12 protein-coding genes are annotated in these 14339 nt (G+C 69.0%); 6 read left to right on the top strand and 6 right to left on the bottom strand.

Annotation, left to right across the window (positions count from 1 at the left end; translation table 11 throughout):
* Positions 1-61: 61 nt before the first annotated feature.
* The 6 genes from ACOYW6_RS10850 to ACOYW6_RS10825 are packed head-to-tail and all read left to right on the top strand — an operon-like array spanning position 62 to position 6527.
* A complete protein-coding gene (locus ACOYW6_RS10850; RefSeq protein ID WP_423141327.1) occupies positions 62-1609 on the top strand; it encodes a M23 family metallopeptidase in 1548 nt (515 codons plus the stop codon).
* 42 nt (positions 1610-1651) lie between these two features.
* Positions 1652-2647 (top strand): porphobilinogen synthase, encoded by a 996-nt coding sequence (gene hemB, locus ACOYW6_RS10845; RefSeq protein ID WP_423141326.1) that lies wholly within the window; start codon positions 1652-1654, stop codon positions 2645-2647.
* Positions 2648-2657: 10 nt separating this feature from the next.
* Positions 2658-3209: a GNAT family N-acetyltransferase gene (locus ACOYW6_RS10840; RefSeq protein ID WP_423141325.1), complete on the top strand. Its 552-nt coding sequence runs from the start codon at positions 2658-2660 to the stop codon at positions 3207-3209.
* Positions 3185-3724 carry a GNAT family N-acetyltransferase gene (locus ACOYW6_RS10835; RefSeq protein ID WP_423141324.1) on the top strand — a complete coding sequence of 180 codons (540 nt, stop codon included), beginning with the start codon at positions 3185-3187 and terminating at the stop codon, positions 3722-3724. The genes ACOYW6_RS10840 and ACOYW6_RS10835 overlap by 25 nt, the downstream gene beginning before the upstream one ends.
* 2 nt (positions 3725-3726) lie before the next feature.
* Entirely contained in the window at positions 3727-5946 is a 2220-nt protein-coding gene (locus ACOYW6_RS10830) for a spermidine synthase (RefSeq protein ID WP_423143118.1), read from the top strand.
* 2 nt (positions 5947-5948) lie between these two features.
* Entirely contained in the window at positions 5949-6527 is a 579-nt protein-coding gene (locus ACOYW6_RS10825; protein ID WP_423141323.1) for a gamma carbonic anhydrase family protein, read from the top strand.
* Here the strand turns inward: ACOYW6_RS10825 and ACOYW6_RS10820 are convergent.
* From ACOYW6_RS10820 to ACOYW6_RS10795, 6 genes are all read right to left on the bottom strand, one after another.
* Positions 6524-7045, bottom strand: a complete 522-nt coding sequence (locus tag ACOYW6_RS10820) for a DUF1993 family protein (RefSeq protein WP_423141322.1) — start codon at positions 7043-7045, stop codon at positions 6524-6526. The genes ACOYW6_RS10825 and ACOYW6_RS10820 overlap by 4 nt on opposite strands.
* 65 nt (positions 7046-7110) lie before the next feature.
* Positions 7111-8739, bottom strand: coding sequence for an FAD-dependent oxidoreductase (locus tag ACOYW6_RS10815; protein ID WP_423141321.1), 1629 nt, complete (start codon positions 8737-8739; stop codon positions 7111-7113).
* A 48-nt stretch (positions 8740-8787) separates the two neighbouring features.
* On the bottom strand, positions 8788-10410 hold the full coding sequence (locus tag ACOYW6_RS10810) for a cisplatin damage response ATP-dependent DNA ligase (RefSeq protein WP_423143117.1): 1623 nt from the start codon (positions 10408-10410) through the stop codon (positions 8788-8790).
* A gap of 34 nt (positions 10411-10444) precedes the next feature.
* Positions 10445-11449, bottom strand: a complete 1005-nt coding sequence (locus tag ACOYW6_RS10805) for a ligase-associated DNA damage response exonuclease (RefSeq protein WP_423141320.1) — start codon at positions 11447-11449, stop codon at positions 10445-10447.
* 67 nt (positions 11450-11516) lie between these two features.
* Positions 11517-13913 (bottom strand): ATP-dependent Clp protease ATP-binding subunit ClpA, encoded by a 2397-nt coding sequence (clpA, locus tag ACOYW6_RS10800; RefSeq protein WP_423141319.1) that lies wholly within the window; start codon positions 13911-13913, stop codon positions 11517-11519.
* Between the two features lie 140 nt (positions 13914-14053).
* Positions 14054-14257: a DUF1192 family protein gene (locus ACOYW6_RS10795; RefSeq protein ID WP_423141318.1), complete on the bottom strand. Its 204-nt coding sequence runs from the start codon at positions 14255-14257 to the stop codon at positions 14054-14056.
* Positions 14258-14339 lie beyond the last annotated feature (82 nt).

The raw sequence follows: 14339 nt of genomic DNA, 5'->3' as shown, positions 1-14339 counted from the left end.
AACCCTGTGATGCCAGAGCGGGGGCTAGGGTCCGCAGTGCGGGCTGCGGGGAATCACGTCGATGTTCAAGCCGCGCGAGGCACTGGAGCCGGGACAGGGCGGGCCGCACGGGCCGGTCCTGCTCGGCGCCGGGCATGCAATCGGGAGCCAGATCGTGGCCGCGCCGATCGCGCGCGACTGGCGGACGCGCCTTGCCGCCGTCGACTGGGCGCCCGACCTGGCGCACGACATCGGTTCGCGGCGCTGGTTCCGCGGCCTTGGCACTCTCCTCGCCCTCGCGGCCGCGGCGCTCGCCTTTACGCCCGAACTCGCCCGCGTCGAGGCCGCCGAGCCGCATCTCACCGCCCGCGACCAGCGCGACCAGCTTGCCAGCCTGGGCACGGCGCCGCTGGCCTATGGCGCCGAATCGGGACGCCGCAGCGCCCCCGGGCCGCTGGTGCGTCCCGCAATCGGGCCTGTGGCCGAGCGGGCGCAAGTCTCGCTGGTGGCGGTGCTGGGCGGCGACGACGACCTTGCCGGGCTGCTGACGCGCGCCGGTGCGCCGGCGATCGATGCCTTTGCCGCGCGCAACCTGATCGGCAGCGCGGTGGCCGTGGGCGAGCTGACGCCGGGCACGCCGGTCGACATCACACTCGCCCGCGCGGCAGACGGTTCGCACCGCCTGCAGCGGCTGGCGCTGCGGGCGCGCTTCGATCTGGCGCTGACGGTCTTGCGCGCGCCGGGCGGGCCGCTGGGGCTTGTGCGCCAGCCGATCGCGGTCGACACGACGCCGCTGCGCATTCGCGGCACGGTCGGCGCCAGCCTCTATCGCTCGGCGCGCGCCGCCGGCGCTCCCGCCGAGGCGGCGGCCCAGTACCTCCAGGCGCTCGACCGCCATCTCGCTCTCGATACGGACATCGCGCCCGGCGACACGTTCGATATCGTCGTCGCGTTCAAGCGTTCGGCCACCGGCGAGGTGCAGGTCGGGGACCTGCTGTATGCCGGGCTCGACCGCGGCGGAAAGCCGCGCGCCCAGCTGCTGCGCTGGGGCAGCGACGGCCAGTTCTTCGACGCCGATTCGATGGGCGCCCAGCGCACCGGGCTGCTGATGCCCGTTGTGGGCCACATCACCAGCACCTTCGGCGCGCGTCGCCACCCGATCCTTGGCTACACGCGGATGCACGCCGGGGTCGATTTCGGTGCCGCCTGGGGCAGCCCGATCTACGCGGTGGGCGACGCCACGGTGGTCTTCGCCGGTTGGCACGGCGGGCACGGCAATTTCGTCAAGCTCGACCACGGCAGCGGCTTCGGCACCGGCTATGGCCACATGAGCCGCATCGCGGTCAGTCCGGGCGAGCACGTCCGCGCCGGCCAAGTGATCGGTTACGTCGGCTCGACCGGGCTCTCGACGGGGCCGCATCTCCATTACGAACTCTATCGCGGCGGAGTGCCGGTCAATCCGCTGACCACGCAGTTCACCGTCGCCCAGGCGGTCGATCCGGCCGAGCTCAAGGCCTTCCGCTCGCGCCTGGCGCAACTGCGCGCCGTGCGCCCCGGGGCGGCGCTGGGCCCGGCGGTGCTGGCATCCACCGCAAGCCCCACGCGCGAGATTGCCCGCGCCGGGATCTAGCCACCATTGAAGCGGGCGCGCGCCGCGCCTAAGACCCGGCTGATGACCGCCGCCTACCCTCACTTGCGCCTGCGCCGTACCCGCGCTGCAGCGTGGAGCCGCGCGCTGCACCGCGAGACCGCGCTGACCCCCGCCGACCTGATCTGGCCGCTGTTCGTGACGAGCGGAAGCGGCGTGGAAGAGCCGATCGCCAGCCTTCCCGGCGTCTCGCGCTGGTCGGTCGACCGTATCGGCCAACGCGCCAGGGAAGCAGTCTCGCTCGGCATCCCGGTCCTGGCGCTGTTTCCCAATACGCCGCGCGACCTGCGCTGCGAAACCGGCCGCGAAGCGCTCAATCCCGACAACCTGATGTGTCGCGCGATCAAGGCGGTGAAGGACGCGGTCGGCGCCGACGTCGGCGTCCTGACTGACGTCGCACTCGATCCCTACACCAGCCACGGCCAGGACGGCCTGGTCGACGCGGGCGGCTTTGTCGTCAACGATGCCACGGTCGAGGTGCTGGTCGGGCAGAGCCTGAACCAGGCTGCCGCCGGGGCCGACGTGATCGCCCCGTCCGACATGATGGACGGCCGTGTCGGCGCGATCCGCGCGGCGCTCGAGGGCGCGGGCCATCACAACGTCCAGATCATGGCCTACGCCGCCAAGTATGCGAGCGCATTTTACGGCCCGTTCCGCGACGCGGTCGGCTCCGCCGGGCTGCTCAAGGGCGACAAGCGGACATACCAGATGGATTACGGCAATGCCGAGGAGGCGCTGCGCGAAGTCGCCGCCGACCTGGCCGAAGGGGCCGACAGCGTGATGGTCAAGCCCGGGTTGCCGTACCTGGACATCGTGCGCCGGGTGAAGGAGCGCTTCGAGGTGCCGGTCTTCGCGTACCAGGTGAGCGGCGAATACGCGATGATCGAGGCTGCCGCCGCGGCCGGCGCCGGTGACCGCGACGCGCTCGTGCTCGAGACGCTGACCGCGTTTCGCCGCGCCGGCGCCTCGGGCGTGCTCACGTACCACGCCGCGCACGCCGCGCGGATGATCAACGGCTAGGGCGGGGGCGATGATCGTCACCACGCGGCTTGTGCTGCGCGCGCCCGTTCCCGGCGATATCGCGTTCCGCCGCGCGGCGCTCAATACCCCGGCCGTGCAGCGCCACCTGGGCGGCGTGGCCGACCGCGCCGCAATCGAGGATTCACTGGCGCGCGATCTCGCCGCTTTCACGCGCGACGGCTACGGTTTCTGGGTCGTGGCGCGGCGCGACAACGGTGAGACGATCGGGCGCTGCGGCCTGGCCACGATCGCCAAACAGCCCGAAGCGATCAGCGGCCGGGCGCAAATCGGCTGGGCTTTTGCCGAGCCGTACTGGGGCCAGGGGTACGGCGCCGAAGCGGCCGGGGCGGCGCTCGATTATGCGTTCGAGACGCTGGGCCGGGGCGAGGTCTGGGGCCAGACCAGCGCCTCCAACACGGCATCCACCAAGTTGATGAGCCGCCTCGGCTTCGTCCGCCGGGCCGATCTCGATTACCATGACGTCGATTTCCCCGCCGCCGACAATCCCACCACGATTCATTGCCTGGCGCGGCGTGTATGGCGCGCGCGGGAGGCCGCGTGATCGAGACCGAGCGGCTGGTCCTGCGCGGCTGGAGCGCCGACGATCGTGACGATTTCTGGCGCCTCGGTGCGGACCCGGCGGTGATGGAGCATCTCCCCGCGCTGGACCGCGCCGGATCGGACGCGCTGATCGGGCGCCTGCAGGCCCTGCAGGACAGCCACGGCCACACCTTCTGGGCGGTCGAGCGCAAGGAAGATCGCCGGGTCCTCGGCTTTTGCGGCGTGATCCCGCCGCGCGAACCGCTCAGCGAAACCGAAATCGGCTGGCGACTGGCGCGCGATGCCTGGGGGCGGGGCTATGCCGGCGAAGCCGCCCAGGCCTCGCTCGCCTGGGCCTGGGCGAACCTGCCGGGGGACAGTGTCGTCGCCATCACCACGCCGGGCAACGCCCGCAGCCAGGCGCTGATGGTTCGGCTCGGCATGGAGCGCGCGCCCGGCGAGGATTTCGACCATCCCTCGCTGCCCCAAGGACACCCGCTGCGCCCGCACGTGCTGTTTCGCATCCACCGTCCGTGACCATGCCTGCGGCCAGCCCGCCGCGCGACGCGCGCGCGCTGTTCGTCGTCACGATCCTGGCGGGCAGCTTCCTGTTGTTCCTGGTCCAGCCGATGATCGCGCGCATGGCGCTGCCGCGGTTAGGCGGAACCCCGGCGGTGTGGAACAGCGCCATGCTGGTTTACCAGGCGCTGCTGCTGGCCGGATACGGCTATGCCCACATCATCGGGCGCTATGCGCCGGCGCGGCAGGCCCGCATCCACCTGGCGCTGTTGGCGGTGGCGGTGCTGACCCTGCCCGTGGGACTGGTGACGCTGCCGGCGCCGGCAGCCGGCAGCGAGCCGCTGTGGGTACCGGTGCTGCTGCTCCTGTCGATCGGGCCGGTGTTTTTCCTGGTAGCGGCGCAGGCGCCACTGATGCAGCGATGGTACGCCGCGCAGGACCGCGCGCGGGCGCCGTGGGCGCTTTACGCGGCGTCGAACATCGGCAGTTTCGCCGGCCTGCTGTCCTATCCGCTATTGGCCGAACCGCTGCTGGCGCTGCACTGGCAATCGTGGGGATGGAGCGCCGGCTACCTGGCGCTGATTGCGCTGGTCTGGGCCTGCGCGCGGGCGCGGCGCGGCGCGACCGGCAGGCCCGCTGACGTCACGGCGCCGGGTGCGCCGCTCGGCTGGCGGCGCGTCGCCCTGTGGATCGTGCTCTCGGCGGTGCCCTCCGGCCTGATGCTGTCGACGACGACGCACCTCACCACCGACATCTTCGCGATGCCGCTACTGTGGGTCATTCCGCTCGGCTTCTATCTCCTCAGCTTCTCGATCGCCTTTGCCGACCGGCGCGGCGCGGCAGGCTGGATCGCGCTGGCAACGCCGCTGCTGGTGCTGTTGGTCGGCGGGCTGGCGATGTCGTCTCGTGGCAACCAGGGGCTTTCGCTGGTCTTTGCCACCGTCCTGTTGCTGTTCGCGGTCTGCACGGCACTGCACACGCGGCTGTACCTGGCGCGGCCCGAGCCGGCGCGGCTGACCGCGTTCTACCTGGCGATGTCGGCGGGCGGGGCGCTGGGCGGGGCGTTTACCGCGCTAGTCGCACCGCTGGTGTTTGACTGGGTGTGGGAGCACCCGCTGCTGGTGCTTGCCGCCGCGGCGCTGCTGCCGCCGCTGCGCACGCTCGACTGGCGGGGGCGCGGCGGGTTGGAGCCGGGGATGGAACGGCTGACCGGCGTCATCCTGTTCCTCTTCGCGCTGTTCTGCGCCTGGCAGATCCGTCTTATCTTCATGGAGGACGGCTCCGGCTGGCAGCGCCTGGCGTGGACGCTCGGCGCGGTCTTCGCGGGGGTTGGCCTCTATCGCTGGCGCGCCGCCTACGTCGCGGTGCTGCTGGTGCTGATGCTGGCCCAAGGCGGCTGGGAAACGCTCGAGGCGTCGCGCGATCACTTGCGCACGCGGAGCTATTTCGGCGTCTACACGGTGCGCGACTATCCCGACGATCACGTGCGCACGCTCGCTCACGGCACGACGCTGCACGGCCAGCAATCGACGCTGCCGGCCCTGCGCGATGTACCGACCAGTTATTACGGGCCGACCTCTGGCATCGGATTGGTGCTGCGGCAGGCGCGCGGACTGCTGGGCTACGGCGCGCGCATCGCGGTGACCGGGCTGGGCAGCGGGACGGTGGCCTGCTTCGCCCAGCCCGACCAGCAGTGGACGTTTTTCGAGATCGATCCCGCGGTGGTTCGCTACAGCCGGCAGGGCACCTTCACTTACATCCGCGATTGCGCTCCGAACGCGCGGATCGTGATCGGCGACGGGCGGCTCGAGATGGCCAGGCGCGCACCCGGCAGCTTCGACCTGATCGCACTCGACGCGTTCAGCTCCGATTCGATCCCCCTCCACCTGCTCACGCGCGAAGCCTTCGCGACCTATCTGGACAAGCTCAGTCCCGACGGGCTGCTGCTGGTACATATCTCCAACCGCTATATCGACCTTGAGCCGGTTGTTGCGGCGCTGGCCCGCGACGCAGGCCTTGCCGCCGCAATCCGTGACGACAACCCGGACACGCCGCAAATGGTCCCTTCGTCGTATGTCGTGCTGGCACGCAACCCGGCGCGGATCGCCGCGCTTCGCCGCGGGTCGGAGCCATTCGAATGGCGTCCGCTGAAGGGCATGGCGCCGCGCGCGTGGAGCGATGACCACGCCTCGATCCTGCCCTATGTGACGTGGTCGCACATGTTCAAGAAGGTCCGCTGACAATGATCCCGCGCCCGGGCACCACGATCATACCGCTTCACGGCAAGGTGCCGCGGATCCACGATTCCGCGTTCGTCGCGCCCGGCTGCGTCATCGTCGGCGATGTCGAGATCGGGGCGGATAGCAGCATCTGGTACAACTGCGTGCTGCGCGCCGATGTCAGCCGCATCGTCATCGGTGCGCGCAGCAACGTGCAGGACGGTTCGGTCCTGCATTGCGATCCCGAACGCCTCGGCGATCCCGGGGGCAGTCCGCTGATCATCGGCGATGACGTGCTGATCGGACACATGGCAATGGTCCACGGCTGCCGGATCGAGGATCGCGGCTTCGTCGGCCTGGGCGCAATCGCGATGAACAAGGCAGTGATCGGCAGCGACGCGATGCTCGCCGCCGGCGCAATGCTGACCGAGGGCAAGGTGATGGCGCCGCGAACGCTTTGGGGCGGGCGGCCGGCGCGCTTCATGCGCGAACTGGACGAGGCCGCGATTCTGGCCATGCGCGCCGGGGTCGCGCACTACGCCCACAATGCCAAGGATCACGCCGCCGCGGTTCGCGCGGCGGGAGTTGCGCCGCGCAACTAGGCGGCGGGGGCGCCCGCCCCCTTGCTCACGTGCCGGAACATGTAGGGCAGGAAATCGCGCTTGCCGATCTCGAGCCCCTTCATCCGCAGGATCGCGTAAGCGATCGAGACGTGAAAGGTCAGCTGCGCGATCGCCCAGTCGACCAGGTAGTCCTCGGCCGGCATCGCGAACGACATCCCGTTCGGCAGCGACAATTCGATCTGCTTGTCGGCGGTCACGAAGCCGGCATCGGCCTGCGCGGCCAGGGCGGCCTTCGTGCCGGCAACGCGCTGGCGCGCGGCGGCGATCGTCGTGTCGGGGTCGTCCGAAAGCGAAAAAGTGCTGTCGCTGACGCGCTTGAGCGCCATCGACACCTGGTCGCAGGCGATCCGCACTTGCGCGGCCAGCGGCAGCATGTCGGGCGCCAGCCGCGCTTCCAGCAAGGCGTCGCCGCCGTTGTCGGCCGCCTTTGCGAGCAGGCCGTCGAGCGTGGTCAGCATATTGTCGGCGGCGGGTTTGAGCAGGCGGGCGAGGTCCATCACGGCATTCTCCGGTTTCAGGTTGCAACGCGTTTACGGCGGCGCCGACGCGGGCGCAATCGGGCTCAGGCCTCGCCGCCTTCCCTGTCGGCATGGACGTGCTTCCACACCTCGGAGATCGTCACCGACCCTTCGCCGACGGCAGAGGCGACGCGCTTCACCGACCCGGCCCGCACGTCGCCCACCGCGAACACCCCGGGGACCGAGGATTCGAACGCACTGCCCCCGCCGGCATCGCGCCCGGTTCGCACGAATCCCTTGTCGTCCAGCGCGATGCAATCGCCCAGCCAGCGCGTATTGGGCGCCGCGCCGACCATGACGAAAAGCGCCTTGACCGGCAGCTCGCTGGTTCCTTCCGGTGTCGTCACGCGGATGCCGTCGAGGCGCTGGCGGCCGATCAGTTCGCGGCATTCGACCTGGTAATGGATCGTCACCGCGGGGTTGGACGCCAGCCGGCTGGCCAGATATTCGGACATCGAGGCGGCCAGCGACGTGCCGCGGACCAGCAGGTGGACGCAGCTGGCCCGGCGGCTGAGGTACATCGCCGCCTGCCCGGCCGAATTGCCGCCGCCGATGATCGCCACCTCGGTGCCTTCGCAGAAGCGGGCCTCCATGTCGGTGGCAGCATAATAGACGCCGACGCCCTCGAGCTCGGCCAGCCCCTCGATCGGCAAGCGGCGGTATTGCACGCCGGATGCGACCACCACCGCGCGTACGCAGACCCGCTGGCCGCGATCGAGCGCGACGCAGAACGTACCGTCAGCGCGCTTTTCGATTTCGGTCGCGCGGGCGGGAATCGCGAAGCGGGTGCCGAATTTCATCGCCTGGACCTCGCCGCGCCACACCAGGTCCCCGCCCGAGATCCCGGTCGGAAACCCCAGGTAGTTCTCGATCCGGCTCGATGTGCCGGCCTGGCCGCCGATCGCCGCGTCCTCGACCACCAGCGCGCTCAGCCCCTCGGCCCCGGCGTAGACCGCCGCGGCCACGCCGGCCGGCCCGCCGCCGACGATCAGCACGTCGAACGTCTCGTCCTCTCCGATCGCCAGCGCCATCCCCAGTTTCTCGGCGACGGCGTATGCATCGGCACCGGGTATCGCGCGTTCGCCCCAGACCACGGCCGGTTCGTTTTCGGCAATGCCGGCCTTGCGGGCCACTGCCCGGGCATCGGCGCTGGCGGGATCGAGCAGGCGGTACGGGATGCGGTTGCGGTCGGCGAAGCGGGCCACCGCCATGATCGCCAGGTCGTCGTCGTGCCCGAGCAGCGCCAGGCTGGCGCCGTCCGATTCGAACAGACGGCGCAGCCGGGCCGCCAGCACCGTGATGACGATGTCCGACATTTCGGGCAGTTCGCGCATCAGCGCCAGCATCGGCTCGCGATCGACCTCGATCGCGTGGACCTCGGTGGTGGCCTGGTAGGGCAGGCTGAAGACACCGCCGGCCAGCAGGCCGATGTCGCCCATGAACTGCGCCGGGCCGATGTTGCTGGGCAGGAACGGCTGGCGGGTCACCGGGTCGAGGACCTCGATCGTGCCGTCCACGACATAGATGAAGCGGTCCTGCAGATCGCCGGCCTCGGCCACGATGGTGCCGGCGGGAAAGTGCCGCTCGCGCCCGGCCTGGCGCAGCCGGGCGACGTGATCCTCGCGCAGCGGCGTGCGCTGCATCTCACTCAGGTTGCCGGCCAGACTTTCCATGGGACCCCCGCAGGTTCGGACATCTATCTATGCCGGGCGCGGGCGGGTTCAATCGCGAATCAGCGCTTTCAATGTTTCGAGCCGGTCGGCCTCGTGCGCGGGCTTGTCGGTGCGAATGCGGTTGATGCGGGGAAAGCGCATCGCCACGCCGGACTTGTGACGCTTGCTCTCGTGGACCGAATCGAACGCCACTTCGAAGACCAGGCTCTTGTCGGTTTCGCGCACCGGGCCAAAGCGGTTGACGGTGTGATTGCGGACGTGGCGGTCCAGCATCTTGAGCTCCTCGTCGGTGAAGCCGAAATAAGCCTTGCCCACCGGCAGCAACTCGGCGCCTTCATCGGGGTCGCCGTCCCAGCAGCCGAACGTGAAATCGGAATAGAAGCTGCTGCGCTTCCCCGACCCGCGCTGCGCATACATCAGCACGCAGTCGATCAGCAGCGGGTCGCGCTTCCACTTGAACCACAGACCGGTCTTGCGACCGGTGACGTAGGGGCTGTCGCGGCGTTTCAGCATGACGCCTTCGATCGCGTCGTCGCGCGCGCGCTCGCGAATGGCGGCAAGGTCGTCCAGCGATGACGCGGCGATGACCTGCGATATGTCGAAGCGTTCGGGATCGAGCCGCGGCAGGAACGCTTCCAGTTCGGCGCGGCGCTGTTCCCAAGACAGCGGGCGCAAGTCTTCGTCACCTAGGATCAGGATGTCGTAAAGCCGCACGAAAGCGGGGTAGTCGCGCAGCATCGCCTTCGACACGGTCTTGCGGCCAAGCCGCTGTTGCAGCGCGTTGAAGCTGGCCGCCCCGCCCTCCTCGCCGCCCTGGTGGCTGCCGCGCACCAGCAGTTCGCCGTCGAGGACACAGGGGGCCGACAGTGCCGCGGTGACTTCGGGAAACGTGGCTGAAATATCGTCACCGCTGCGCGAATAGAGCCGCGTTTCGCCGGCGACGTGGACGAGCTGCACGCGGATGCCGTCCCATTTCCATTCCGCCGCGAACTGGCCGAAATCCCCCTCTACCGCCGCCATCGCCGGGGCTTCGAGCGGGTGGGCGAGCATGAACGGGCGGAACAGCGGCAAGTGGCTGGCGTCGGGCGCTTCGGCCCCGTCGGCAGCCCAGGCGAACAGGTCGGTGTAAGGCGGAAACTGGCCGTGCCAGTACTCCTCGACATCGTCGATCGAGACGTCGAAGGCCTGCGCAAAGGCTACTTTGGCAAGGCGGGCGGAAATGCCGATCCGCATTGCCCCCGTCGCCAGCTTCAGCAGCGCATAGCGGCCGTTGGCGTCCAGCCGGTCGAGCAGCTCGGCAAGCTCGGCCTGGACGGTCGCGCGGGTCATGCCCTGAAGCGCTTCCACCGCTTCGGCCACCGATGGCGAAGCCGCGACGTCGCCCGCGATCGCCCCGGGTGGCTCTGGCCACAGCAGCGACACGGTCTCGGCGGTATCGCCGACGTAGTCGCGGCTCATCTGGAACAGCTCGGGATCGGTGCGGTCCATGATCACGGCGCGGATCGCGCTGGATTTCACCGCCGGAAAGTCGAGCCCGTCGGTCAGCGCCGCCAGCGCCCAGCCGCGATCGGGATCCGGCGCGGCGCGCAGGTACTCGGCGATGAGTCGCAGCTTGGCGTTGCGGCTGCGGGTGTAGACGAGCGAATCGACCAGCGCGGCAAAAGCCTCCATCGACGCAGGGGCGGGGGTGCCGGGTAGCGCCGCCTCAGTCATCTTCGTCCTCGTAACCGACAAGGGCGAGCGCGCGGGCCTTGCGCTGGTGCAACTGGCACCAGCGCAGCAGCGCGTCCTCGCGCCCGTGCGTGATCCAGGTCTGCTGCGGGTTGACCTCCTCGATCGTGCGCGTCAGCTCGTCCCAGTCGGCATGGTCGGAGATGACCAGCGGCAACTCGATCATCTTCTGCCGGGCGCGCTGCCGCACGCGCATCCACCCCGATGCCATCGCGGTGACCGGCTCGGGCAGGCGGCGGCTCCAGCGGTCGGTCAGTGCCGAGGGCGGGCACAGCACGATCTGCCCGCTCAGCGCACCCTTCGGCTGGTCCGCGACCAACTGCAGATCGCCCAGGTCGACACCGTGCTCCTCGTAAAGCCGGCACATCTTTTCCAGCGCGCCGTGCAGATAGATCGGCTCGCGGTAGCCGGCGGCGCGCAACTCTGCGATCACCCGCTGCGCCTTGCCCAGTGCATAGGCGCCGACCAGCACGCAGCGATCCGGATTGGCGTCGCGCGCGCTCAGCAACTTGGCCATCTCTTCGGCGATCGGCGGGTGGCGAAAGACTGGCAGGCCGAACGTCGCCTCGGTCACGAACACGTCGCACGCGGTTACCTCGAACGGCGGACAGGTGGGGTCCGGCCGGCGCTTGTAGTCGCCGGTCACGATCACGCGCTCGCCCGCGTGTTCCAGCAGGATCTGCGCCGATCCCAGCACGTGCCCAGCGGGCAGATATGTCGCCATGACGTCACCCGGCAGGCGGTGCGTCTCGCCGTAAGCCACGGGAATCGCGCCTTCATCGGTGAAATAGCGCAGCTTCATGATCGCCAACGTCTCGGGCGTGGCGATCGTCGTGCCGTGCCCGCCGCGGGCATGGTCGGCGTGTCCGTGAGTGACCAGCGCGGTATCGACCGGGCGCGCGGGGTCGATCCAACAGTCCGCCGGCAGCACGCGGATGCCCATCGGCTCTGCACGTATCCATGAAAAAGCCGCCGCCATCGCCGGATCAAACGGCGGTGGCGGCGGCCTTGTTCCGCAAGCGCCTCTGCAAGCGCCGCGTCAGCGGTTATTCGGTGCCGTCGTCGCTGCCCGGTTCGCTGCTGGTCTCGGGCTCGGCGCGCGGCTTGCGGCTTTTCGGCGCCGACCCTGAAGCGGATTTCGCCTTGCGCTTCTTGTCGAGCTTGGGCGGAGCGGGCGTAAGCTCGAACGCTAGTGCGCCCTCCTTCACGCTGACATGGACCTCGCCGCCGTGGCGCAGCTTGCCGAACAGCAGTTCCTCCGCCAGCGGCTGCTTGACCTTTTCCTGGATCAGCCGCGCCATCGGCCGTGCGCCGTACAGCTTGTCGTAGCCACGCTCACCCAGCCAGCCGCGCGCGTCGGTATCGAACTGGATGTGGACGTTCTGGTCGGCCAGCTGCAGCTCCAGCTCGAGCACGAACTTGTCGACCACGCGGCTCACGACCTCGGTGCCGAGGTAGGCGAACGGCACGATGGCATCGAGGCGGTTGCGGAATTCAGGGCTGAACATCCGCTTCACCGCCTCGTCGCCGGCGTCGGCCTTTGAGACGTTGCCGAAGCCGATGCCCTCGCGCGCCATGTCGGATGCGCCGGCGTTGGTCGTCATGATCAGCACGACGTTGCGGAAGTCGACGGTCTTGCCGTGATGATCGGTCAGGCGGCCATTATCCATTACCTGCAGAAGGATGTTGAACAGGTCGGGGTGTGCCTTCTCGATCTCGTCGAGCAGCAGGACGCAGTGCGGCTGCTGGTCGATCGCATCGGTCAGGAGCCCGCCCTGGTCATAACCGACGTAGCCCGGAGGGGCGCCGATCAGGCGGCTGACCGAATGACGCTCCATGTATTCCGACATGTCGAATCGCTGGATCGGGATGCCCAGGATCGAGGCCAGTTGCTTCGATACCTCGGTCTTGCCGACGCCGGTGGGACCGGAGAACAGAAACGACCCGATCGGCTTTTCCGGATCGCGCAGGCCCGCGCGGCTCAGCTTCATCGCGCTGGAGAGCACCTCGATCGCCTTGTCCTGTCCGAACACGACGCGCTTCAAGTCCTTTTCCAGGTGCTCGAGCGCGGTGCGATCGTCGCTGGAGACGGACTTGGGCGGGATGCGCGCCATCGTCGCGATCACCGCCTCGATCTCGCGCGCGGTGATGGTCTTCTTGCGCTTGGACGGCGGCACCAGCATCTGCATCGCGCCGACCTCGTCGATCACGTCGATCGCCTTGTCGGGCAGTTTGCGGTCGTTGATGTAGCGCGCGCTGAGTTCGACCGCGGTCTTGATCGCCTCGGGCGTGTACTTGACCTTGTGGTGCTCCTCGAACGCCGAACGCAGGCCCTTCAGGATCTTGACCGTGTCCTCGACGGTCGGCTCGTTGACGTCGATCTTCTGGAACCGGCGCAGCAGCGCGCGGTCCTTTTCGAAATGGTTGCGGAATTCCTTGTAAGTGGTCGAACCGATGCAGCGGATCGACCCGCCCGACAGCGCGGGCTTGAGCAGGTTGGAGGCATCCATCGCGCCGCCGCTGGTGGCGCCGGCGCCGATCACGGTGTGGATCTCGTCGATGAACAGGACCGCGTGCGGCATCTTTTCCAGTTCCGAGACGACCTGCTTGAGCCGCTCCTCGAAATCGCCGCGATAGCGCGTGCCGGCCAGCAGCGCGCCCATGTCGAGGCTGTAGATCACCGCCTCCGACAGCACCTCGGGCACTTCGCCCTCGACGATCTTGCGCGCCAGGCCTTCGGCGATGGCGGTCTTGCCCACGCCCGGATCGCCCACGTAAAGCGGGTTGTTCTTGGAGCGCCGGCACAGGATCTGGATCGTACGGTCGACCTCGGGCCCGCGGCCGATCAGCGGGTCGACCTTGCCGGCCAGCGCCTTGTCGTTGAGGTTGACGGTGAACTGCTCGAGGGCGGTTTCCTTTTTGCCGCCCTTGCTATCGGCCTTGTCCTCGGGCGGGGGCGCCTCGCCCTCGCTGCCCTTGGGGGTGCGGTCCTCGACCCGCTTGCCGCCCTTGCCGATGCCGTGGCTGATGTAGCTGACCGCATCGAGCCGGCTCATGTCCTGCTGCTGCAGGAAATAGACGGCGTAGCTGTCGCGTTCGGAAAACAGTGCCACCAGCACGTTGGCGCCGGTCACGGTGTCCTTGCCGCTCGACTGGACATGCAGGATGGCGCGCTGGATCACGCGCTGGAAGCCGGCCGTGGGCTGGGGATCGCCCTTGTCCTCGGTCTTGAGCGACTGGTATTCCTGGTCGAGGTACTGGCGAACCACGTCGCCCAGTTCGCCCAGATCGACCCCGCAGGCGGACATCACCTGCGCCGCGTCGACATCGTCGATCAGCGCCAGCAGCAGATGCTCAAGCGTCGCGTATTCGTGGCTGCGATCGCTCGCGTTGGCGAGCGCGGAGTGCAGCGTCTTCTCGAGGCTCTGGGCGAAGCTGGGCATCTATCGGGTCTTTCGCTGGGTCTTGTGTACCGGCCACGGCAGGGCGCCGGGGCGGAAGCGGTCGATGGCGGAGAATGAACGTACGGGCTGAACGAACCCTATATGGGAAGGCTGCTGGCAGGCGAAAAGGGCCTGCCCGGTCACGGTGTGGTTCGCCGGAACAGCGCGTCGGCGGCCTGGCGGTGCGCGGCCGCCTTGATCCGGTGCGCCTCGACCCGCGCGATCTCGGCCTCGAGCCTGGCAATCCGCTCCGCCAGCTCGTCCTGCGAATAGGGGTCGAGACTTTCGCTCGCCAGCCGGGCGGCGGCATCGTCTTTCACGCGGGGGCGATCATCGTCATCCATCGCGGCGTCAGTGTGCGAACCGCGCCGCTTGCTGTCAACGGGCGGTGCCGATAGGGCGCGGCCTAGTGACTTTGATGTAACG

It is taken from the genome of Parablastomonas sp. CN1-191, from assembly GCF_049354825.1.
In the GTDB taxonomy this organism is placed as follows: Bacteria; Pseudomonadota; Alphaproteobacteria; order Sphingomonadales; family Sphingomonadaceae; genus Novosphingobium.
The sequence above is the reverse complement of the archived record's forward strand: the minus strand, read 5'-3'. Positions and strand labels throughout refer to the sequence as shown.